Genomic DNA, 21,559 nt, shown 5'->3' with positions numbered 1-21,559 from the left:
CAGGCTACGCCTGACTTCGCTCCCGGGCCAATAAGGTTCGCAACTAATAGCGCGGGGTGGAGCAGCCCGGTAGCTCGTCAGGCTCATAACCTGAAGGCCGCAGGTTCAAATCCTGCCCCCGCAACCAACGATCCCTGCGATTGAACCAAGCCCTTGCCATGCAAGGGCTTTTTTGCGTTCTGCCCTTCGCCAACCCGGCCCAGGAGTTCTTCCAGAAGCGCCTTCTCCTCGAGGAAGTCCGGGTTCTTTTTGCCGGAGGCAAACGTCAGGATCGCCGCAAGGTCGCCGCGCAGCACGATAACCAGTTCTTCACCGTCGGGAACAAGTTCGATGCGGCTGACGAGCCCGCGGAGCCGTTCAGCTGCCTTCGCCCGCGTGGCCTCGTTGTGGAGCTGGTCGTGGAGCGCCGCGATCTGTTCGTGATAAATCTTGGCCATGTTGGGGTGGAGAAGGGCAGGGGGCTGTTCCGCCGTCTCGAGCATGGCCGCAATATCTTTCTTGCGCTGTTCCAGCGCCACCATCTTGGCATTGATGCGGTCGGCCGCTCCACCCTTGAGGATCAAGTCCAGAAGCGTGTCGAGTTCACGGTCGATCTTCCTGATCTCGGCCTCAGCCGCCTCGATTGAGGTGCGTGCCGCCATTCGGGCCTTGTTCACCTCCCGCGTAAATTCCTCGCAGAAGTCCTTGAACAGTTCCGGCTCCATCAGATGCTTGTCGAGGCCGTTCAGCACAGAGGCTTCGAGCGTGTCGCGCCGGATATTGATCCAGTTATCGCAGGTCCCCTTGCTGCGTGCATTGGTGCAGCCAAGCAGGTTTTTCGAGATCATCGAATAGCCGCCACCGCAGCAGCCGCACTTGATAAGGCCGGTAAACAGATGCTTTGGCCGGCGTTTGTCGCACAGGAAGTTCGCAGACGTGCCTGATGCGGGATCATTCGCGAGTTTTTGTTGGCGCTCCCTTACAGCGTCCCAGATGTACTGATCGACAATACGCAGTTCGGGAACGTCCTGGATGACCCAATCGCTTTCCGGGTTCGGGCGCGAGACGCGCTTTCCCGTATCCGGGTCTTTGATGTAGCGCAGTCGGTTCCAGACGAGCTTGCCGATATAAAGCTCGTTGTTGAGGATACCGGTTCCGCGCTTCGGATTGCCATGAATGGTGGACGGTCCCCATTCGCTGCCTTGCGGCCCTGGCACACCTTCGCTGTTCAGCGCCATGGCGATGGCGCGAGACGACTTCCCTTCCAGATAGTCCATGAAGATGCGGCGCACTATGTTGGCTTCGGCCTCGTTGATGGTGCGCTCGCCGCGGCTGGCTTCTCCGGCCTGATCGAACTGGCGCACGACGTCGTAGCCGTAGCAAAGTCCGCCGCCTGATTTGCCATCCTCGATCCGGCCGCGCAGGCCGCGCCGTGTCTTGTCTGCAAGGTCTTTGATGTAGAGCGCGCCCATCGTGCCCTTGAGGCCGATATGCAGCTCGCTCACTTCGCCTTCGGAAAGCGTGACGATGCGGACGCCGGCGAAGCGCATCCGCTTGTAGAGACCGGCAATGTCTTCCTGATCGCGGGAAAGCCGGTCGAGCGATTCCGTCAGGATCACGTCGAAGCGGCGCTTGAGGCCATCGGCAATCAGTTCCTGCACACCGGGCCGTAGCAGCGACGAACCGGAGATTGCCCGGTCGGTATAGCTGTCAACGACGGTCCAGCCTTCCTTCTCGGCGCGGGAGCGGCAAATGCGAAGCTGGTCCTCAATGGATGCGTCGCGCTGATTGTCGGAAGAATAGCGGGCGTAAAGCGCAACCTTCATTGGATGCTCTCCCTATCTGGGGAGGCCTTCACTATCGGCGCGCTCCCATTCGGCTTTGACGAAATCACGGGCAGCTTGCCGCGCAAGCAGACGGACAAGATCGAGAAGGCGGGGATCAGGCTTCGACGGATCATAGGACGGTGTGCGTTCAGATGGCAGCAGAACCACCCGCACATTGCTTGCCGTTGTCCCTTTCCGTTTTGCCACGATGTGATCCTTGTTCCTGGGCGGACTATTCCGCTCAAGACAAAGACTGGGCTGGAAACCGGCAGATGTGAATGCGAAATCGCGGGCATTTAAGCGACCTCCATCATAGAGCGCCGTCCCTTATCGTACCGTGTCGTAGATGACCGCAGTTCACGTGGCGGAAAAAAGACTGGCATCAGCAGAAGACTACATGAAATTTGACGCGAGCGAATGCCTCATAATTGGAATAATATTGCGTTTAGCAGGCAAGCAATCGTTGATAGGAAGCTTTAACTTCGCGCCGCAACTCGACACAGCGTGGCCGGATGAGTGCCTAAGCGGATATTCTGGGCCCACCACGCAATTCAGATTATTGCCTTCTTACCGCAATGGCTGGTTTACACCCTCATTCCTGCCGCTAAATCGGCCTCAGAAACTTCCGTGAGTTTCCAAGCGTCAACGGGAGCGTGGCATCAGCCGGTCGAGTGTCCGCGCAAAAATCAAAGCGCTGGAAGAATACCTCTGCATTCTCGTGTTCGAAGCAATACAAGAGTTGTTCGGCTCTCTTCTGATCGGCTCACGAATTTACAGCGCCGACCGCGGACAAATTGTGCGCGGTCGGCGGCATGGCTACAGATCAACGCATAACAAACCTGACGTCGCTCTTGTTCGCGTAGCCTCCGCCAATCGCAACATTCAGGGATACGTAGCTTAATGCTGTCTGCTGGATGGCTTTAGCGAGATTGGCTTGTGCGTCGGCGACAGATCGCTGAGCATCCAGAACGTCGAGAAGGGTTGAGACGCCGTTCCGGTAATTGGTCGTCGCAATAAAAAGAGCGTCCTTGTAGGATTCTACCGCTTTTCTCAGCGTGGCCTCCTGCCGCTTGCTGCGATTTAAGGCTGCCAGTGCGTTCTCAACCTCTTCAACAGCGACCAGAACAGTCTTTTTCCATTCAAGATATCGCTCCTTGGCTGCGGAGTCGGCATCGGCCACATTGGCGCGCAAGCGACCTCCGTCGAAGATCGGCAAAACCAGCGTTGGTCCGAAGGACCAGACGTTCAAAGAGCCATTGGATCCGCCACTGAGAGAGGTGTAGCTGGGAGAAATCGATCCGCTCAGCTGAATACTCGGATAGAGTTGCGATTCCGCGACACCTATTTTCGCGACAGAGGCAGCCAACCGCCTTTCTGCCGCGCGGATATCGGGGCGATTGCGCAGCAGATCCGCGGGAATGCCACTGCGCGCAATCGCGCGTGCGGTGGGCTGCCTGGCCCCTTTTTGAAGCTCGCTAATTAATGATGAAGCAGGCAATCCCAAGAGGGTCGCGATACGGTGAGCGGACCGACGGAAATTGATCTCCAGTTCAGGAATTTCGGCCAGTGTCACCTGGACGAGTCCTTCGGCCTGCGTAACGTCCAGTCGCGACGTCGCACCTGCTGCCAACTGCTGTCTCGTTAGCGCAAGTGTTTCTCGACGCGACTTGAGATTCTGGCGTGCGATCTCGATGCGCTCCTGATAATATCGAAGATCGATATAGGCTGAAGTCAATTGCGAAATGAGCGCCAGGCGTTGAACATCGACGCTGGCATAAGCTGCATCAAGCGAAGCGGAAGCACTTTCTTTTGCGCGACGATATTGTCCGAAGAAGTCAATAAGCCAACTGACGCCAAGTCCCCCGGCGGAGACGTTCTTGATGGGTTGATCGGCATTGAACAGACTGCCCTTTTGCTTGCTAGTAGTGTTGCTGGCGGAGGCTATAAGGCTGGGGAGAGCTCCCGAACCGGCTACGATGACATCCGCCTGCGCCTGGTTGATCCTCTCGACCGCCTGTTGCACCGTCAAGTTCTGTTCCAGCCCCAGGGCGACATAGCGATTAAGGCGAACATCGCCAAATGCGTTCCACCATGCGGCCAGTGCCATATTTCCATTGCTTGCCACGGAGCCTTCCCCAAACTTACCTGGCAAAGCAATTTGTGGAGCTTCGTGATCGGGGCCAGTGACGCAACCGGCGAGGAATATCAGTATAAAAGGCACAGCGTAATTTGTGGTTCTCATAAATATCTCTCACTAGAGGTGCGCCGGGTCTAAGTGAGCAGTTAGGCTTGCGCCGCCCGCCTGCGGTCATTTCTTCAGCGCATCAGAATCGTTTTTGATTGTGGGAGCGATCGCATCCGGTCCTCGGGTCTCACGATCAGACTGGATGCGATCGCCGTGAATTGTTTATGGTTGCTGTTTCGGAACAGCCCCTTCAGCTCTCATGCGCCTTTCGCGGCGGGTCGCAAATTTCCGCACCACGACATAGAATACCGGCGTCAGGAGCAGCCCGAACAACGTGACGCCGAGCATGCCGGAAAACACGGCTATGCCCATGACATGCCGCATTTCGGCACCCGCTCCTGTTGCGATCACAAGTGGTACGACACCTGCAATGAAGGCGAGCGAAGTCATCAGTATGGGTCGAAGTCGAAGCCGTGCCGCTTCGAGCACGGCATTCAATGGATCGAGGCCTTCATCTTCCTTCGCTCGCGCGAACTCCACGATCAGGATCGCATTCTTGGCGGCAAGACCAACCAGAACGACGAAACCGATCTGAGTAAAAATGTTGTTGTCACCACTGGTTAGCCAGACACCGACAATTGCTGAAAGCAGAGCCATCGGTGCGATCAGCAGCACAGCGAATGGCAACGACCAGCTGTTATACTGAGCAGCAAGAATGAGAAAAGCGAGTAGAACAGAAAGCGAGAATATATACATTGCCGTGTTTCCGGCCTGTTTCTCCTGATAGGCAAGCTCCGTCCACTCGAAGGCCATGCCGGATGGCAGGGTTTCCGTCATGATGCGTTCTATTGCGGCTGTTGCCTGCCCGAACGAATAGCCGGGTGCCGGACCACCGCTTATATCTGCCGATGGGAAACTGTTGTAATGCATGACCCGATCCGGGCCCGAACTATGCTTGATCGTCAAAAGGGCAGATAACGGAATCATTTCGCCTGTTGCGTTTCTCACCTTCAGGCGACCGATATCCTCCGGCTGCATCCGGAAGGGGGCGTCCGCTTGGACGACGACACGATAGGTCCGGCCAAAGCGATTGAAGTCATTCGCGTAAAGCGAGCCAAGATTGACCTGCAGCGTTTCGAATATGGTGTTGAGCGGCACGCCTTGCGACTTGGCTTTTACCCGGTCGATATCCACCTGAACCTGCGGCGCGTTCACCTGGAAGCTTGCGAGCATGCCCGCTAGTTCCGGTGCCTGCATCGCCTTGGCCATGATTGCCCCTTGTGTCTCGGCGAGCGCTTCAAACCCAAGGCCCGCCCTGTCTTCGATCTGAATTTTGAATCCTCCGGTCGTGCCGAGACCCGGAACCGGCGGGGGCGGGAATATACCAGCAAAACCATCAGGTATCTGGCTGAATTTGCCCATCAGGCGGCCTGCGATGGCGAAGGCGGACAAAGAAGGGTCCTTGCGTTCATCAAAGGGCTTGAGCATGGTGAACATAACGGCAGCGTTCGGGATATTGACCATGCCGTTGACCGAAAGGCCTGGGAAAGCGACGACACTTTCCACACCGGGTTCGGCAAGTGCAATCTCAGACATTTTCTTAACCACCGCCTCGGTCCTGTCGAGCGAAGCTCCCGTCGGCAGCTGTGCAATACCGACGAGGTAATATTTGTCCTGAGCTGGAACAAACCCGCTGGGTACAGTCTGGAACCCCATCCATGTCATGCCAAGCAAACCAGCATAGACGAGCAGGACGAGCGTGCTCAGCCTCACGGCGCGGCGCACAGACCAGACATAAGCATTCGAAGCACTGTCGAAGAACCGGTTGAAGAGCCTGAAGAACCAGCCGAACAAACCATCAATCACCCGTGTCAGGAGGTCACGCTTCACCTCGCCGTGGTGCGGCTTCAAGAGCACGCCGGCAAGCGCGGGAGAAAGCGTGAGGGAGTTGATCGCCGAGAAGATAGTCGAGATTGCGATCGTGAGGGCGAACTGGCGGTAGAACTCACCTTGCAGCCCTGACAGGAATACCGAGGGAATGAACACGGCCGACAGGACGGACGTAATGGCAATGATCGGCCCGGTCACTTCGTCCATGGCCTTGCGTGCTGCTTCCTTTGGCGTTTCGCCAAGCGCGATATGACGCTCGACATTTTCGACGACGACGATAGCGTCATCAACGACGATCCCGATGGAAAGCACGAGACCGAACAGTGACAATGTGTTCAGCGAGAAGCCGAACATGTACATAAGCGCGAATGTACCAACCAACGACACAGGGACCGCAACGAGCGGAATGATCGAAGCCCGCCATGTCTGAAGGAAAAGCACGACGACGATCACGACCAAAACGATGGCTTCGAGCAGCGTTATGACTACGGCCTCCAGAGACGCCTTGACGAAGACGGTGGGGTCGTAGGCAATGCGGTATTCTATGCCCTCGGGAAAGCCTTTTTGCAGTTCTTCCATGGTGTTGCGAACAGCGCTCGCCACGTCGAGGGCGTTGGCGCCCGGGCTCTGGACAATCTGCATTGCCAGCGCCGGCTTGCCGTCGAGAAGACTGCGCAGCGCGTAAGCGTCTGCGCCGAGTTCGATACGGGCAATATCGCGTAAACGGGTTATCTGGCCATCGCTGCCGGTCTTGACGACGATGTCGCCGAACTGCTCCTCGTTGGAAAGCCTGCCAAGCGTGTTGACCGTGACCTGGAACGCAGCCGAGGCGTTTGGCTGCTGGCCAATCGAGCCTGCGGCTACCTGGGCATTCTGCTCCTGAATTGCCGCCACCACGTCCGAAGCGGTCAGACCACGCGCTGCCACCTTGGCCGGATCGAGCCACACCCGCATGGAATACTCGCCAGCACCCCAGACGAGTACGTCACCCACACCTGACAGGCGCGCAAGCTGGTCGCGCACCTGTAAGGTGGCGAAATTCGACAGATAGAGTGGGTCATAGCGATCATCGGGTGATACCAGATGAACCACCATCAGGATATCCGGCGAGGTCTTTTGCGTCACCACACCGATGCGCTGAACCTCTTGCGGCAGACGCGGAAGCGCGCGCGAGACACGATTCTGCACCTGAACTTGCGCCATGTCAGGATCCGTGCCCTGCTGGAATGTCACAGTCAGCGTCATGCGCCCATCGGTCGCCGCCTGCGAGCTCATATAGAGCATGTTCTCAACGCCATTGATCACCTGCTCCAGCGGCGCGGCAACCGTTTCTGCAATCACTTCGGGACTGGCGCCTGGATAACTTGCGGTGACTTGTACCGTCGGCGGGGTCACCTGCGGATATTCGCTCAATGGCAGTTTCAAGAGCGTCAGGCCACCGCCGATCAGCATCAATACGGACAGGACGACCGCGAAGATGGGACGGTCGACGAAAAAGCGTGGGATATTCATCGACGTGCCTCCTGCGATGCAGCCGCCGCTCGGTCACCATCGACGGATTGGCCCGACAACATCGAAACTGTTTGCGGGTCAACTTGCATTCCGGGGCGAACCAGCCCCTTGATAATGATTTTCTCGCCTGGCGTGAGGCCGCTGGAAACAACGCGCAGACCATCGATCATTGGCCCCAGTTCAACCGGTCGGTACTCGGCCTTGTTCTCGGCACCGAGAGCCAGAACGTAGCGGCGCCCCTGGTCGGTACCGATCGCCTGTTCGTCGATGAGCACGGTCTGAGCCGGTTCGGCGGTAACGAGCTTCACCCGCGTGAAGAGGCCTGGTGTCAGCCGGCCATCTAGGTTCTTGACTACTGCCCTGGCGCGGATCGTGCCCGTACTCCGGTCAACACGGTTGCCGAGAAAGTCGAGTTCGCCGACATTTGGGAACCCCATATCGGTCATCAAGCCGACCTGCACGGGAAGCCTGCCGCCAACCGTCCCCGAGTCTGATTCGCGTGCACGAGCGACGAATCCGAGATAGGTGGCTTCGTCGATATCGAAATAGACATAGAGCGGATCGGTCGAGACGATCGTGGTGAGCAGGGTCGCAGCCCCTGCATTGCCACCGGTGACGAGATTGCCTTCCGTAACAAGAACACGGTCAACGCGCCCGGCAATCGGTGCCGTGACGCGCGTGAACGACAGATCAAGTTCCGCGGCCGCAACAGCAGCCTTGGCGATTTCCACCTGGGCCTGGCGCTGACGGCGTGCTGCCTGCGCGTCATCGAAGGTCTTGCGCGACACGGTCCCATTCGGAGCCAGTCTTTCGGCACGCCGGAAATCGATTTCGGCCTGGTCGAGCAGAACCTTTGCCTGCTGCAACTGGGCCTCAGCTGCATCCAGGGCGACCTGGAAGGGTCTCGGATCGATCTGGAAGAGAAGATCGCCGGGTCGAACGAGGCCGCCTTCGGGAACGCTAACGGCGTCGATTGCGCCGCCGACGCGCGGTCGCAGCTCAACCGCGCTGATGGCTTCGGTATGGCCGGTAAACTCCACGGACGGCGCGACCTTACGCGTGATGACTTCGGCGACAGGGACCTGTGGGGCAGGCATTTGAGCCGATTGCGCAGTGGCTTGTGATACGGCAGCCGACGAAACAAGCGCCAGTAGATTTTCGGCGTAGGGTCTAACCTCGTCGCGATAGACAGTGCCAAGAGTACCACCGGCGATGACCGCTCCGGCCAGGAACAGGGTGGTGGCTTTGCTACTCATTGTCGTTCTCCTTCATAAGGGCACGCCACCGGACAGCGTGAGACGGCGGTGACTTTTTGGAAGGTGCAGCTTCCAACCATGGGAAGGTCAAGGCCCGAGGAATAATTTTTCAGAAGGAGCTCTTGACGTGATTCATCAAGGGTTTGATCCGGCCATCAGCAAAGCTGATTTCTCCGATGCGCTCGGGTCGGGAGGAGTTCGGCTCAGCTTAGTAGGAACAGCATGCGGAACGCCTCAGCTGCCGGAAATCCGCTAAGGAAGCGTGACCGGCGGCTTTCCCGAATCAAATAATCAATGGCTTTCGGCGGGCACTAGGGCGCGAGAAGGCAAGCCTTCGTCTCGGCGCCCCGCGGCGGAATATGTGCCCCTGAAAAGCAGGAGCCGGCGGTGCGACGCCACAACAGAGCCATGTATCCGAATTAGCGCGCCGCGATTATTTTCGCGGCGGGCCTTTGTTTCATGTGCCGATCCAAAACTTAGGCTCGAACGTCAATCGTACCCATCATTCCGAGCTGTTCGTGCTCGAGGATATGGCAGTGATACATGCGTGGTCCCGGCAGATCTTGGCGCAGCAGAATCCGAACCGTCTCTCCGGCCACGATGTTCACGGTATCCTTCCACGCGCGATAGGTTGGTCTGGTGACCTTTCCGTCCTTCTCGTGCTCGATTATCTGGAACTGCGTCCCATGCACATGGAAGGGATGGTCCATATCCGCTTCGTTGACGACTTCCCAAAGTTCGACTTGTCCGACTTTCGAAACTACGTCTATGCGGTTCATGTCGAAGCTGGCACCGTTGATCAGGAACTTCATCTTCATGCTGTCGGAAGACATCGACATATTGGAGTGATCCATGCCCTGCATCGACATGTTACTATGGTCCATACCGCCCATGGATTCCGTCAGCACAAAACGACGCGTGACAACCGGATTCTCAAGAGCTTCGATGGTGCGTAGCTTTGCCGGCAACGGAGGTATTGCACTTGCCGGCGCATCTGATACGTGTGCCGTCAACAGGGTCATGTCGGCCTCGATCGGCTTACCTGGCCCCATCCAGCCGCGCTCATATTCGAGCGTCGTGAGCATGGCCATTCCCGGCTTGTCGAAAGAAACAATCAACTCAACGCGTTCGGCCGGCGCGAGCAGCAGCTCATCGACGGCGAAAGGGGCTTCGATTAGGCCACCATCCGTTCCTATGACGGTCATGCTCGCATTCTCGAACTTAAGCCGTAGGAATCGCGCGTTCGTCGCGTTGAAGAGGCGCAAGCGACGCTTCTCTCCAACTGCAACAGCCATCGTGGGGTTCTTCTGCCCATTAACGAGCACATGATCGCCAACGCGGCCGTTCATCAAATCAGCCATCGTGCTTTCCGGCATTGTTCCGTCGGCGGCGAGCCTCAGATCGGTGAGCATGAGGAGCGTGTCGCCATACTCCGCCGGGATGGGATCGTCCTTTGGCTTGACCAGAAAGACGCCAGCGAGACCGCGATAAACCTGCTCGGCGGTCAAACCATGAGGATGGGGATGGAACCAGTAAGGTGCCGCACTGCCTTCCGGCAGATCAAACGCATAAATTCGGTTACCACCCGATACCACCGGGTCCATCGGATTGCCATCCTGGTCGGCCGGCACCGGCATGCCATGCCAGTGAATCGTCGTAGGTTCGCCTGGAATTCCGTTCTTGAAGCTGATCTCGACTTTGTCACCCTCACGTGCTTCGATAACGGGATTGGTGCCATTGTAGAGAAGCACAGGCGTATCGAGCCCTTCGGCGAACCGCATGGTGCCTGGTTCTGCTGCGAGATTTACCTTAAATACGCCCGGTGCGGCCGACCGATTGGACAGGCGTGGCAGCTCCTTGAGCGGATGTCCCTCCGGCAAAACCGGATTGGCGTTGGTGGGAGGCACGGCGTGATTACCGTGGCCATCCATGCCGCCCATATCGTGCTTTTGAGCTATTGCAGGCCCGGCCACGACGAGGCCCCCAAGACTTGCCAGAAAAGTACGCCTTTGCATCGATCGTCTTCCTTTCGGTCGTTTGACAGTCAACGGCGACGCCGTCCAAGCATGTCTTATGCATTTTTCATGGGGGAAGGCGGCTCCTGAGAGCCGCTCCCGGTTGTCACTGGCCGCGTTTTGCCAGCCATTCGCGCATCATGGCGATTTCGCCTTCCTGGGCAGTAATCACGCCCTCGGCGAGCTTACGGACTTCCGGGTCCGTTCCATGTTCGAGCACGACACGCGCCATATCGATCGCACTCTGGTGGTGCGGGATCATGCCGCGCATGAAATCCTCGTCCGCATCACCCGTGAACTCTATGGCCATATTGGCGTGCATCTTGTCGTTAACATCTTGGTAGGCGCGAATGACAGGATTGTCGGAAGGCGTGCTTGCGCCGTGACCGGCATGTTCACTGCGGTTCATGGTTGCTCCTTGTTCGCCAATCTGCGATTGCGCGTAGGCGAGACCGCCGGCAACAGCTAGCGCGCCGGCGATAAAAATCGGGGTGAGTTTATTCATGGCTATGTTCTGATCATAAGGGTCTCAAGGCCGTGCCCGGCGTTTTTGCGGTCGCGGGATAACCGGCTTCATCAAGGACCTGCTGAAGTGCCGCCAGGGTAGCAGTCGTCTCGACCACGACCGTGCGCGCCTCGGGATTGGTCGTGACCCTGGCATTCGGATCAATCGACAGGATCGCCTGTCTAACGGATTTTGCGCAGCCGCCGCAGGTCATGTCTTCGATTCTGAGTTCCATGCGAAATCTCCTTGTCTTGCTTTAACGTTGCCGAATGTGGGGCTTCCAACCATGGGAAGGTCAATAGCGATTTTTCTCCTTCTCATCTCTTGACCTTCCCATGGTTGGAAGCCGCATCTTCTGTCCGAACTGGAATTAGGGACAAGAAAAGGAGGCGGCTATGAATGCCCCCGTTCAAGCAACAGACCTATCTGGAACGATATCACTCCCCATCGAAGGGATGACCTGCGCTTCCTGCGTGGGTCGTGTCGAAAGAGCCCTCAAGACCGTGCCCGGCGTCGCCGATGCGATCGTCAATCTGGCAACGGAAAAAGCGAGCATCACAACGAACAAGCCGGTTGATCCAGCCACGCTCGTCAAGGCCGTGAAGGATGTAGGGTATGAGGTTCCGGAAAGTTTCAACGCGCCAGCGTCGACCTCGCTTGAGGTAACGATCGAGGGTATGACCTGCGCCTCCTGCGTGGGTCGTGTCGAAAAGGCTCTCCGGGCCCTGCCTGGTGTCACCAACGCCATCGTCAATCTGGCAACCGAGAAGGCCACGGTCCAGGGAACTGCCGACGCCGCTGTGGTAGTGGCAGCAATCGAAAACGCGGGCTTTGACGCCAAGGTAATCGTCGCGGGATCGGGGGCCGCCCAAGTAGAGACCGATGATCGCGCCGCGAAGAAGGAAGCAGAACGCCGCGAATTGACCCGAGATTTCACCCTCGCAGCGGTGCTGACGGTGCCGGTCTTCATCCTGGAGATGGGCTCACACGTCATCCCGGGCATGCATGACCTGATCGCCTCGACCATCGGCATGCAGACGAATTGGTACATCCAATTTGTGTTGACAACCATCGTCCTGTTCGTTCCGGGCATTCGCTTTTACGACAAGGGGCTTCCGGCACTTGGGCGGCTCGCCCCTGACATGAACTCGCTGGTCGCAGTCGGCACGCTGGCCGCTTACGGCTATTCGCTGGTCGCGACCTTCGCGCCCGGCTTCCTCCCCGCCGGAACGGTAAACGTCTATTTCGAGGCCGCCGCGGTGATCGTGACGCTTATCCTGCTCGGGCGGCTGCTCGAAGCGCGCGCCAAAGGCCGGACATCCGAGGCGATCAAGCGTCTCGTCGGCCTTCAGGCAAAAACGGCACGTGTGCGCAGGAACGGCAAGACGGTCGACCTGCCGATCGGTTCGGTCGTTTCCGGCGATATTGTCGAGGTTCGGCCCGGCGATCGCGTCCCGGTGGACGGCGAGGTCATCGAAGGCGAGAGTTATGTCGACGAATCGATGATCACCGGCGAGCCGATCCCGGTCTCCAAGAAGCACGGCAGCGAGGTGGTTGGCGGCACGGTCAACCAGAAGGGTGCCTTCGCCATCCGTGCGACTGCGGTCGGCGGCAACACCGTGCTGTCGCAGATCATCCGCATGGTCGAGGAAGCGCAAGGATCGAAGCTGCCGATCCAGGCGCTGGTCGACAAGGTGACCATGTGGTTCGTGCCGGCGGTCTTCGCCGTAGCGGCCCTGACCTTCGCTTCCTGGCTCTATTTCGGGCCGTCGCCCGCGCTCACTTTCGCGCTGATCAATGCCGTCGCCGTGCTGATCATCGCCTGCCCGTGCGCCATGGGCCTCGCGACACCGACCTCGATCATGGTGGGCACTGGCCGGGGGGCGGAGTTAGGCGTGCTCTTCCGCAAGGGTGAAGCGCTACAATTGCTCAAGGACGCAAGGGTCGTCGCGGTCGACAAGACGGGCACTTTGACCGAAGGCAAGCCGGCGCTCACCGATCTGGAACTAGCCATCGGTTTCGACCGGGCGGATGTCCTCGGTCTAGTGGCGTCCGTCGAGGCGAAGTCGGAGCATCCGATTGCCCGTGCGATCGTGGATGCAGCCGCAGGGGAGGACATTCCGCTGCCGGCCGTGTCGAACTTCGAATCGGTGACGGGTTTCGGCGTTAAGGCCCTGGCCGGTGGCAAGCGCGTCGAGATCGGCGCAGACCGCTACATGACCGAACTCGGCCATGACGTGGCAGGCTTCGCCAAGGCTGCCGAACGTCTCGGCAATGAGGGCAAGTCGCCGCTCTATGCGGCGATCGAGGGCAAACTCGCGGCGATCATCGCCGTGGCCGATCCGATCAAGGAGACGACGCCTTTGGCGATTAAGGCGCTGCACGATCTCGGCCTCAAGGTTGCGATGATCACCGGCGACAACAAGCGGACGGCCGAAGCTATTGCCAAGCGCCTTGGGATCGATGAGGTGGTGGCGGAAGTCCTGCCGGACGGCAAGGTCGACGCGGTGCGTCGTCTCAAGGCTGAGCATGGCAAGGTTGCCTTCGTCGGCGACGGCATCAATGACGCTCCGGCGCTGGCCGAAGCGGATGTCGGTCTTGCCATCGGCACCGGAACGGACATTGCCATCGAGGCCGCCGACGTGGTGCTGATGTCGGGGAGCCTGCAAGGCGTGCCGAACGCAATCGCACTGTCCAAGGCGACGATTGGGAACATTCGGCAGAACCTGTTCTGGGCCTTCGCCTACAACACGGCTCTGGTCCCCGTTGCCGCCGGGCTGCTCTATCCGGCCTACGGCATCCTGCTGTCACCGGTCTTCGCCGCCGGCGCCATGGCCCTGTCGAGCGTCTTCGTGCTCGGCAATGCGCTCCGGCTCAAGACCTTCCGCGCCCCCGCGCTGGTGGAGAGCGGTGCTGCCCCGCACTATCGGCCGGAACTCGCACCCGCGAAATGAGATATGCGGGCCTGCTCCGGCAGGCTCGCCAGATCTGAAGAAAAGGAATGAACGATGACCAATACGAAGAGCCCATCGGTGGTGCTTTACACAACGCCAACCTGCCCCGACTGCCATGCTGTCAAGCGGTGGCTTGCAGACCAGGGCGTTCCATATGAAGAGCGGGATCTGTCAGATCCCCAGATAGCCGAAGAGGCGAAGGCGCGCACCGGTGTGCGTGTCGCCCCGATCACGATTGTCAACGTACAGGTCTTCTACGGAACCTTTGCCGACCAGAAGCCTCGCCTGGCGGAAGCCCTGTCATTGGGCACTGCCTGAGGGAGATTGCCATGGCAAGACAGATCGAAATTCGGCAAGCAGCGCGCACCATCACCGTCCCGGCTGGCCGCACCATTCTCGAGACGGCGCTGGAGGAAGGGATCGCATATCCTCATGGATGCCGCTCGGGCCGCTGCGGCTCATGTAAGTCCCGACTGCTCAGTGGCGAGGTTGACCTCCTGCCGCACACGCGGTTTTCCCTGACGGATGAAGAGCGAAACCAGGGCTTGATCCTAGCGTGTCGGGCGCAGCCGCTCACGGACTGTACGGTCGTGTGGCTCGACGAGGATGAGGAAAAGCTTGATCTTCCCGTTCGCACCTATCGGACCCGCGTTGTCGCCATCGATGACGCAACCCACGACATCCGCCAGATCAGGCTGGAGATTGAATCGGGCGAGACCGTCGCGTTCAAGGCCGGCCAGTATGCGCAGGTAACGTTTGCCGGTGTGCCGGCCCGCGACTATTCGATGGCGAACCAGCCTGGCCGATCCTATCTCGAATTCCATATCAGGCATGTGCCCGGCGGAGCCACGAGCGAACACGTCGCCACGTCGCTCAAAGTTGGCGACAAGGTTTCGGTTCGCGGGCCGCTCGGCAATTCATTTTTCCGCGAACAGCATACCGGTCCAATTCTGGCGGTCGCCGGCGGGTCGGGCCTGGCTCCGATCAAGTCGATCGTCGAAATGGCGCTCGCCGTTGGCCAGCGTCAGCCGATCCATCTCTATTTTGGGGCGCGGACGGAGCGCGATCTCTATCTGGTCGAACATTTCAGTCTTCTGACGAGCACCTACGACAATCTCCAGTTCATTCCTGTGCTCTCGGAGGTGAGCCGATCCGATCACTTCCGAACCGGCCTGGTAACGGATGCGATCGTGAGTGATATTCAGGATCTCGATGGCTGGAAGGCATATATGGCGGGACCGCCCGCCATGATTGACGCTGCCGGTGTCATGTTTCGCGAACTGGGTCTGCGGAGCGAGGACATGCACGCGGATGTGTTCTTTACGCCCGAACAACCGACCACATAAAACCATAAAGGACAGGATGATGAATATCGGCAAGGCCGCGGCGGCTTCGGGCGTTTCAGCCAAGATGATCCGCTATTACGAATCGATCGGATTGATCCCGGAGGCATCCCGAACAGATAGCGGCTATCGGGACTACTCCGAAAAGGATGTGCATACATTGCGCTTCATCAGGCGTGCACGCGATCTCGGCTTCTCGGTCGAAAAAATGACCGAATTGCTCGCCCTGTGGCGAGATCGAAGCCGTGCGAGCTCGGACGTCAAGTTTGTTGCACTTGAGCATGTCGAAGAGCTTGAGCGGAAGGCACGCGAACTCCAGGAGATGAGCATGACGCTCAAGCATCTGGCCGAAAATTGTCGTGGTAATACCCGACCGGACTGCCCCATCATCGACGAACTCTCGGCGGATGGTAAGTCGGACAGGACGCTCAGGACTCACCGTCGTTCTGGAGCGACGGGTAACAAGTTCGAGCACCTCGGGCCCGTTGTTTCGGCACTGGCAAAAAGAAGCAGCTATGGAGCCAGGGAGCAGTAGCTATGATCGTCGCCGGCGAAATCCTGCAATTGTTCAAACGGGCCTGTTCCGACGGCGACATGGAAGTTGCCGAGAAGCTTTTGCAGACCCTTGAACTTATTGATGCGCGAGAGACTGGTGCCGCAGTTTCTCACAAGTCACTGTCTGAAGCTTATCTGACGATCGGTAAGCTTCCTGCGCACCAGAGGAAATGCCCGCGACCCAATAAGGCATGATTTGTCCGGTGAGATCCAAGGATGGATGAGCCAGGAACGGGATGGGCCATTGCCGACTTTGCAGGTCAACAGCTGCCGATGTGTCGCGGATCACAATGCGGAGGCGCCGGACGTCGAACCTCAGTGGCGGCCGCCCCCCTCCTGGTATCGCATCGGTACTCTTCAACGCTTCGCAGCAAATCGGCGTTGCGTTGGAGCTTTGGCCGTCCTTTCGACCATTTCCAACTCGGTCACGGCGAGCAGATCGCCGGATGCACCCGGTGCGCTCTGACGCGCGCGAGGCCAGCGACAGCGATGTGGAGAGAGATCTGCCATTGATGCACTGATCTTCGGCTCGTCCTGCGCTTATAGTCTGGAGCTGCCCTCGTGATTGCCGCGGTCATTGCGGCGTTGCTGGTCAATTCCAAGAGGGACAGGTTTCCCTCGACCCCATCCGGGACCATTGAGTGGATGGTGATCAAGCCTACCGGCGCGATACGGTGACACACTGCCCCGCCGTAGACCCTACCCGCTGGGGCGGATTGCTAGCGGAGCAGTTGACATATAACATATGAACATCTATTCATGTGTTATATGTCAAACGGATGAGCCCTGAAATGTCCCATTCACACAGCCATGGTCATTCTCACGATGACCATTCTCACGATCACTCCCATGCGCCGACCGTCACGAGCGATAATGAGCGTAAGGTTCTTCTCTCGTTTTTCCTGATTTTCACGTTCATGATTGTGGAGGTGATCGGCGGTCTGATCTCAGGATCGCTGGCGCTGCTGGCCGACGCAGGACATATGTTGAGCGACGCGGCTGCGCTGGCGCTAGCCTATGCGGCCTTTCGGTTCGGACGGCGCGAGGCCGACTCCAAGCGAACCTTCGGTTATCTGCGTTTCGAGGTCCTTGCCGGTTTCATCAATGCGATCACGCTGTTCGCGATCGTCGTCTGGATTGTCTATGAAGCTTGGCAGCGCTTCCAGGAACCGCACGTGATCTTGGCGGGACCGATGCTCGGCGTTGCCATCGCCGGCCTTCTCATCAATATTCTGGTGTTCTGGATTCTGACGCGCGGCGATAGCGAGCACGTCAACATCAAGGGCGCCGCCCTTCATGTCATGGGTGACCTGCTCGGTTCCGTGGGTGCGGTTTCAGCAGCCATCGTGATCTCTTACACGGGTTGGATCCTGATCGATCCCATCCTGTCGGTGGTTGTCTCCCTGCTGATCCTGCGCAGCGCCTGGGGCCTTCTCGGCAAGTCGATCCATATCCTGCTCGAAGGTGCACCCGACAACGCGACGCCCGAAAAGATTCAACGTCATCTCGTCGAAAATCTCCCTAGCGTGGCGTCCGTAAGCCACATCCATGTCTGGTCGATCACCTCCGGGCGGACCTTGGCCACGATGCATGTGCGACCGGCTGCCGATGTCGATGCTCGCTCGGTCGTGCGCGGAGTCGAGAATGAACTGAAGTCACAGTTTACGATCGAACATGCGACTATCGCTATCGACTGGAATGACGAAGCGGAAGCATGCAGCCTGTCCCAATTCCCTGTCCCGACGGGCCACGCGCATGGGGATGGACACGACCATGATGGGCGTAACCACGACCGTGACAATGGCCATGAGCACGTCCACGCCTAACAGGAGTATGAGCATTGAAACAAGCCCCATCCTTGACGCAGCACGACGTAACCGTATTGGCAGAGACTTTCCGCCTGCTGGGCGATCCCACAAGACTGAGAATTCTGCTCTTTTGCTTGCCAGGTCCAAGGCCTGTTGGCGAGATTGTTGAGAATCTGGAGTTATCGCAGACGTTGGTCAGCCATCATTTGCGGCTGCTCAGAGGTGCAAGGCTCGTCAGAGGGGAGCGTCGGTCAAAGCAGGTCTTCTACGAAGTGGCGGACAGCCATGTAAGCGACATGCTGATCGACATGGCGTTCCATATCCACGAAGACCATGCTGATGACTAGTCTAGGTAAAATCAGCGGAGCCATCCGAAACACGATGTGAATTCGGCACCTGTGCCCTTGGCTCCGCACGGCTAACTCATCGCCTCGCTTCGTTTCTGAGCCGTAAAGATTGAACTCGGCGCGAGGAGGCGCGGTCTTGCCGCAGATTGCCCGATCCTTTCCGCAAACCCCGGTTTCAGCCACCGTCAAACCGGATCGGCGGCGTCCGCGCCTAGACGGCGCGAACGCCGCTCGCCGATCTGAGACCGGCTCGCGAATCCACACACAGGTTTTTCAACCGGCCACTTTCCCTTTTCCGGAATCACCAGTATATTGGGTGGAAGTGCAATAATCTGTCGGTGACAGCTTTCCCATGATCTTACGGGAAAGAGTCGCCAAGAACCTGCGTCGGTTGAGACATGATCGATCCATGTCACAGGAAGAACTTGCCCACCGCGCCCAGCTCAACCGCAACTATGTCGGCATGCTTGAGCGGGAGGAATACGCTGTTTCCGTCGATACGCTCGAAAAGCTCGGCGCAGCACTCGACGTCGATCCGATCGAATTCTTCCGCAACGATCCCTGAGAGACCCGCAAGGGCAGACCTATACTTTTTGCTAAGACGTTTCAGCGATAAGGTTATTCCGCAATTGCGGATATCGCCGTCATGAAACTGTCGCCCTGCGAACGGATAAAATACTGGCCCGTTTTTAGCGTGGCTTTCGGCGAAGAGGCTCCGTGAACAAGCCTTTAAGGGACGATGGACCACCCTTGACTGATAGGGTGAACGCCTACGATGAAGCTCATCTGGCAACTTATCTTCGTCTTCTGGATGCCGAAGAGGAAGGCGCTGACTGGCGCGACGCCGTGCGCATTATCTTCGGTATCGATGTTGAAGCCGACCCGGAACGCGCCAGACACATTCACGAAACGCACCTTGCCCGCGCTCGCTGGATGACCGAGATCGGCTATCGTCACCTTCTCGTAACACGCTTGCAATAGCCGTCTCGGCCGGTTTCATTGGAGACCGTTTGTATTCCAATTATGTGTATTCCGGCTCCGGAAACTTCGCCAATACTCCCACCATCCCAAGGTTGAGTTTCCCAAGGGGAGTGGCATGGAAGCATTGCAGGACTGGACTTCGCCACGGTTCGAAGAAGAACTGCGGCATCTTGGACGCGGTGGCATGACCTTCGAGTTTCTCCGCCGCAACAAACGATATCGTGAAGATTACAGGCAGGCGCGCAACAGCGCGACCTCCGGCAAAACGAAACAGGCCGAAGCCGAACAGCGCTTGTGCCAACGATGGGGCGTCACCTTTCCTGGCTGATCCATCTCACCCGGCCCCGGTGGCGCGACCGCTCTGGCATCCGCGGTTTTTTCCCGCAACCGTCATCATCGAACCCGCGTCAACGGGCTTCCATGGTTGCCCGTTGCTCGATCCGTTCGCTCCAGACTTTGCCGGGCATATGACGGCGGACGGATTTCATGCGGTCGTCAGGGATAGACACGGCGATCATTATGTCTGGCTTCCATGCGGACGCCGGATCATTAATGCCGCCATCAAGATGCCGCCTGACGAATATTACACCGAACGTGAGCAATGCATCCGTCGCTTGGTCTCCTGGATGAGTGGCAGGCTATCCGGACCGTTGCCATACTGGCTACGCTTTTCCCGCTACCAGCTCCACAGGTTGAGCCTGATGCTGCGCGTATGGGACGGTGTGGAAGCAGGCGCATCGCGTCATGAAATCGCCAGCGTCCTTCTCAACACCGAACTTCGCAAGCTGCGTTCCATCGACTGGAAAAACACGCCTGAACGCAGACGCGTCGCCCGCCTTTTCGGCGCTGCGCAGGAACTCATCGACGGCGGCTATCCACGCCTGCTTTGCCCCATCCAGAAACTTCCCGACCATCCGCGCCGACGCTAAGCGCGGCCATTCTTCGGCTTTGTTGTGACCTGCATGGGGGACATTTGCGGGGGCGATTATTTTGTCACTCCTCCGGGCGGCATGATTTTCGCCATCCTCGCAACAGAACCGCCGTCACGGCGGAGACTGCGAAGGAGGCCCGCAATGCAACAGAAGACTGAAGAGAATTGGCCGCGTTTCGTGCGCACCGTGGAGGCTGCCCGGCTTCTCGGCCTGTCTCCCCGGACGCTGGAAAAGCACCGTTGCGACGGAACCGGCCCGATCTATCACAAGCTCGGCGGCCGCGTCGTCTACACCGTCGCCGATCTTCAGGCATGGATTGATGCGGCCGCCCGTCTGTCAACGTCCGAAGCCGCAGCACCGCGATTGCTGCAAGCGCCGAACACAGGCGCTGCCGTCGACCTTGCCGCTGATGCGGCGTGCTGACTGGATGCCGCCGTTCATGCCCGCGCACCGGATATATCAAGGACAACAGCTCGAACTGTTCCGGCCATGCGGCGGTGACATTGCCGCCCGCGATGCGCAGGATCTCATGGCATGGCCTTTCTTTTCGCTCGCCAAGTCCCGCCGCGTGACGCCGATCGACTTCCGCATGGGGGACATATCGATCCGGGTCGAGGCGACGGCCGAACACGGCATGGCGACGATCTGGGACGCCGATATTCTCATATGGGCCGCGTCGCAGATCGTTCAGGCGCGCGACAACGGTTTGCAAACCTCGCGTTTCATGTTCGCCACGCCTTACGAAATCCTCTCCTTCATTGACCGCGACGATTCCGCCCGCAGCTATGAACGGCTAAAGGCGGCGCTCGATCGGCTGCAATCCACTACGGTTGTCACGTCGATCCGCCAGCCGTCGGAGCGGCGGCGACATCGCTTCTCATGGATCGCCGAATGGAAAGAGCAACTGGATGCAACCGGCCGGCCGCTCGGCATAGAACTCATCCTGGCGGATTGGTTCTATGCCGGCGTCATTGACGACGCCCTGATCCTCACCATCGACCGCGCTTATTTCGATCTGACCGGTGGCCTCGAACGCTGGCTTTACCGTCTCGTGCGCAAGCATGGCGGCCGCCAGACATGGGGCTGGAGCTTTGATCTCGAACACCTGCATCTCAAGTCCGGTTCGCTCTCGCCGCTCAAGCATTTCGCCTACGATCTGCGCTCCATCGTCCAGCGCCAGCCGCTTCCCGGCTACCGGCTGGAACTTGTCACCGATCCGGACGGCCGCATCCGCCTGACCTTTCAACCGACGCCAACCGATCCAATGAAGGCCGCGCTGCGCCTGCCGCGCCGCCGCCCGATCAGATTGTGAGCAACCTGTGGACAGACCCGTGCTATCGAGGACCGCAAGGCCCGTGCTATCAGGGACCGGAAACCCGTGCTATCGGGGACCGAAACCGGGTTTAACCATCCGGATTCTTTCAGCAATCCGCGCTCCTAACATTGCTAACTCAGAATCCTTCGGATTCTT

General features: G+C 58.6%; 21 protein-coding genes, 1 tRNA gene and 1 pseudogene. 15 read left to right on the top strand and 8 right to left on the bottom strand.

Translation table 11 applies throughout. From position 1 onward, the window contains the following. Positions 1–50 precede the first annotated feature (50 nt). Positions 51–127 (top strand) — tRNA-Met (locus tag AC0TOF_RS02615). Positions 128–140: 13 nt separating this feature from the next. After that, the gene (locus AC0TOF_RS02610) at positions 141–626 is read left to right on the top strand and encodes a hypothetical protein (RefSeq protein ID WP_473767106.1); all 486 of its coding nucleotides are present in this window, start codon (positions 141–143) and stop codon (positions 624–626) included. Positions 627–728: 102 nt separating this feature from the next. On the opposite strand, the pseudogene AC0TOF_RS02605 reads toward AC0TOF_RS02610, so the two are convergent. The 8 genes and pseudogenes from AC0TOF_RS02605 to AC0TOF_RS02570 all read right to left on the bottom strand — a co-directional run. After that, a pseudogene (locus AC0TOF_RS02605) lies at positions 729–1,805 on the bottom strand (recombinase family protein); the annotation flags it as partial. Between the two features lie 12 nt (positions 1,806–1,817). Then, positions 1,818–2,012, bottom strand: a complete 195-nt coding sequence (locus tag AC0TOF_RS02600) for a hypothetical protein (protein ID WP_082465618.1) — start codon at positions 2,010–2,012, stop codon at positions 1,818–1,820. Positions 2,013–2,628: 616 nt separating this feature from the next. Further along, complete coding sequence (locus tag AC0TOF_RS02595; RefSeq protein ID WP_230349577.1) at positions 2,629–4,047, bottom strand: efflux transporter outer membrane subunit; 1,419 nt, start codon at positions 4,045–4,047, stop codon at positions 2,629–2,631. 165 nt (positions 4,048–4,212) lie between these two features. Beyond that, entirely contained in the window at positions 4,213–7,392 is a 3,180-nt protein-coding gene (locus tag AC0TOF_RS02590; protein ID WP_473767105.1) for an efflux RND transporter permease subunit, read from the bottom strand. Beyond that, complete coding sequence (locus tag AC0TOF_RS02585; RefSeq protein WP_473767104.1) at positions 7,389–8,648, bottom strand: efflux RND transporter periplasmic adaptor subunit; 1,260 nt, start codon at positions 8,646–8,648, stop codon at positions 7,389–7,391. The genes AC0TOF_RS02590 and AC0TOF_RS02585 overlap by 4 nt, the downstream gene beginning before the upstream one ends. A gap of 476 nt (positions 8,649–9,124) precedes the next feature. Further along, positions 9,125–10,663: a multicopper oxidase family protein gene (locus tag AC0TOF_RS02580; protein ID WP_021586653.1), complete on the bottom strand. Its 1,539-nt coding sequence runs from the start codon at positions 10,661–10,663 to the stop codon at positions 9,125–9,127. 106 nt (positions 10,664–10,769) lie between these two features. Then, entirely contained in the window at positions 10,770–11,168 is a 399-nt protein-coding gene (gene copM, locus AC0TOF_RS02575) for a CopM family metallochaperone (protein WP_021586652.1), read from the bottom strand. A 13-nt stretch (positions 11,169–11,181) separates the two neighbouring features. Then, complete coding sequence (locus AC0TOF_RS02570) at positions 11,182–11,403, bottom strand: heavy-metal-associated domain-containing protein (protein ID WP_021586651.1); 222 nt, start codon at positions 11,401–11,403, stop codon at positions 11,182–11,184. A 160-nt stretch (positions 11,404–11,563) separates the two neighbouring features. On the opposite strand from AC0TOF_RS02570, the gene AC0TOF_RS02565 reads away from it, so the two are divergent. From AC0TOF_RS02565 to AC0TOF_RS02505, 13 genes are all read left to right on the top strand, one after another. Continuing rightward, the gene (locus AC0TOF_RS02565; protein ID WP_473767103.1) at positions 11,564–14,122 is read left to right on the top strand and encodes a heavy metal translocating P-type ATPase; all 2,559 of its coding nucleotides are present in this window, start codon (positions 11,564–11,566) and stop codon (positions 14,120–14,122) included. 54 nt (positions 14,123–14,176) lie between these two features. Then, positions 14,177–14,440 (top strand): glutaredoxin family protein, encoded by a 264-nt coding sequence (locus AC0TOF_RS02560; protein WP_473767102.1) that lies wholly within the window; start codon positions 14,177–14,179, stop codon positions 14,438–14,440. An 11-nt stretch (positions 14,441–14,451) separates the two neighbouring features. Beyond that, positions 14,452–15,468 (top strand): 2Fe-2S iron-sulfur cluster-binding protein, encoded by a 1,017-nt coding sequence (locus tag AC0TOF_RS02555; protein ID WP_021586648.1) that lies wholly within the window; start codon positions 14,452–14,454, stop codon positions 15,466–15,468. Between the two features lie 19 nt (positions 15,469–15,487). Continuing rightward, the gene (gene cueR / locus AC0TOF_RS02550; RefSeq protein ID WP_031346677.1) at positions 15,488–16,000 is read left to right on the top strand and encodes a Cu(I)-responsive transcriptional regulator; all 513 of its coding nucleotides are present in this window, start codon (positions 15,488–15,490) and stop codon (positions 15,998–16,000) included. 2 nt (positions 16,001–16,002) lie between these two features. Then, on the top strand, positions 16,003–16,215 hold the full coding sequence (locus AC0TOF_RS02545) for a hypothetical protein (protein ID WP_021586646.1): 213 nt from the start codon (positions 16,003–16,005) through the stop codon (positions 16,213–16,215). Between the two features lie 596 nt (positions 16,216–16,811). Further along, a complete protein-coding gene (locus AC0TOF_RS02540) occupies positions 16,812–17,846 on the top strand; it encodes a cation diffusion facilitator family transporter (RefSeq protein ID WP_375851938.1) in 1,035 nt (344 codons plus the stop codon). A 14-nt stretch (positions 17,847–17,860) separates the two neighbouring features. Then, on the top strand, positions 17,861–18,175 hold the full coding sequence (locus AC0TOF_RS02535; protein WP_021586644.1) for an ArsR/SmtB family transcription factor: 315 nt from the start codon (positions 17,861–17,863) through the stop codon (positions 18,173–18,175). Between the two features lie 352 nt (positions 18,176–18,527). Beyond that, positions 18,528–18,740 carry a helix-turn-helix domain-containing protein gene (locus AC0TOF_RS02530; RefSeq protein ID WP_031346675.1) on the top strand — a complete coding sequence of 71 codons (213 nt, stop codon included), beginning with the start codon at positions 18,528–18,530 and terminating at the stop codon, positions 18,738–18,740. A 152-nt stretch (positions 18,741–18,892) separates the two neighbouring features. Beyond that, positions 18,893–19,156, top strand: coding sequence for a DNA -binding domain-containing protein (locus AC0TOF_RS02525; RefSeq protein ID WP_230349584.1), 264 nt, complete (start codon positions 18,893–18,895; stop codon positions 19,154–19,156). A 115-nt stretch (positions 19,157–19,271) separates the two neighbouring features. Beyond that, positions 19,272–19,484: a transcriptional regulator domain-containing protein gene (locus AC0TOF_RS02520; RefSeq protein ID WP_021586641.1), complete on the top strand. Its 213-nt coding sequence runs from the start codon at positions 19,272–19,274 to the stop codon at positions 19,482–19,484. A gap of 19 nt (positions 19,485–19,503) precedes the next feature. Continuing rightward, positions 19,504–20,085: a DUF2285 domain-containing protein gene (locus AC0TOF_RS02515; RefSeq protein WP_021586640.1), complete on the top strand. Its 582-nt coding sequence runs from the start codon at positions 19,504–19,506 to the stop codon at positions 20,083–20,085. 144 nt (positions 20,086–20,229) lie between these two features. Beyond that, positions 20,230–20,511: a helix-turn-helix transcriptional regulator gene (locus tag AC0TOF_RS02510; RefSeq protein ID WP_021586639.1), complete on the top strand. Its 282-nt coding sequence runs from the start codon at positions 20,230–20,232 to the stop codon at positions 20,509–20,511. A 16-nt stretch (positions 20,512–20,527) separates the two neighbouring features. Further along, complete coding sequence (locus tag AC0TOF_RS02505) at positions 20,528–21,400, top strand: replication initiator protein A (RefSeq protein WP_031346670.1); 873 nt, start codon at positions 20,528–20,530, stop codon at positions 21,398–21,400. Positions 21,401–21,559 lie beyond the last annotated feature (159 nt).

It is taken from the genome of Ochrobactrum sp. PL_is501 (assembly GCF_055816895.1).
This window is presented reverse-complemented; position numbering and strand designations above follow the sequence as displayed.

Excerpts from the sequence above, each read along its gene's own strand:
- AC0TOF_RS02585 (WP_473767104.1), bottom strand. The coding sequence starts at position 8,648 with ATGAGTAGCAAAGCCACCACCCTGTTCCTGGCCGGAGCGGTCATCGCC.
- AC0TOF_RS02555 (WP_021586648.1), top strand. The coding sequence starts at position 14,452 with ATGGCAAGACAGATCGAAATTCGGCAAGCAGCGCGCACCATCACCGTC.
- AC0TOF_RS02530 (WP_031346675.1), top strand. The coding sequence starts at position 18,528 with ATGATCTTACGGGAAAGAGTCGCCAAGAACCTGCGTCGGTTGAGACAT.
- cueR (WP_031346677.1), top strand. The coding sequence starts at position 15,488 with ATGAATATCGGCAAGGCCGCGGCGGCTTCGGGCGTTTCAGCCAAGATG.
- AC0TOF_RS02580 (WP_021586653.1), bottom strand. The coding sequence starts at position 10,663 with ATGCAAAGGCGTACTTTTCTGGCAAGTCTTGGGGGCCTCGTCGTGGCC.
- AC0TOF_RS02590 (WP_473767105.1), bottom strand. The coding sequence starts at position 7,392 with ATGAATATCCCACGCTTTTTCGTCGACCGTCCCATCTTCGCGGTCGTC.
- AC0TOF_RS02540 (WP_375851938.1), top strand. The coding sequence starts at position 16,812 with ATGTCCCATTCACACAGCCATGGTCATTCTCACGATGACCATTCTCAC.
- AC0TOF_RS02510 (WP_021586639.1), top strand. The coding sequence starts at position 20,230 with ATGCAACAGAAGACTGAAGAGAATTGGCCGCGTTTCGTGCGCACCGTG.
- AC0TOF_RS02560 (WP_473767102.1), top strand. The coding sequence starts at position 14,177 with ATGACCAATACGAAGAGCCCATCGGTGGTGCTTTACACAACGCCAACC.
- AC0TOF_RS02520 (WP_021586641.1), top strand. The coding sequence starts at position 19,272 with ATGGAAGCATTGCAGGACTGGACTTCGCCACGGTTCGAAGAAGAACTG.
- AC0TOF_RS02570 (WP_021586651.1), bottom strand. The coding sequence starts at position 11,403 with ATGGAACTCAGAATCGAAGACATGACCTGCGGCGGCTGCGCAAAATCC.
- AC0TOF_RS02505 (WP_031346670.1), top strand. The coding sequence starts at position 20,528 with ATGCCCGCGCACCGGATATATCAAGGACAACAGCTCGAACTGTTCCGG.
- AC0TOF_RS02595 (WP_230349577.1), bottom strand. The coding sequence starts at position 4,047 with ATGAGAACCACAAATTACGCTGTGCCTTTTATACTGATATTCCTCGCC.
- AC0TOF_RS02545 (WP_021586646.1), top strand. The coding sequence starts at position 16,003 with ATGATCGTCGCCGGCGAAATCCTGCAATTGTTCAAACGGGCCTGTTCC.
- copM (WP_021586652.1), bottom strand. The coding sequence starts at position 11,168 with ATGAATAAACTCACCCCGATTTTTATCGCCGGCGCGCTAGCTGTTGCC.
- AC0TOF_RS02565 (WP_473767103.1), top strand. The coding sequence starts at position 11,564 with ATGAATGCCCCCGTTCAAGCAACAGACCTATCTGGAACGATATCACTC.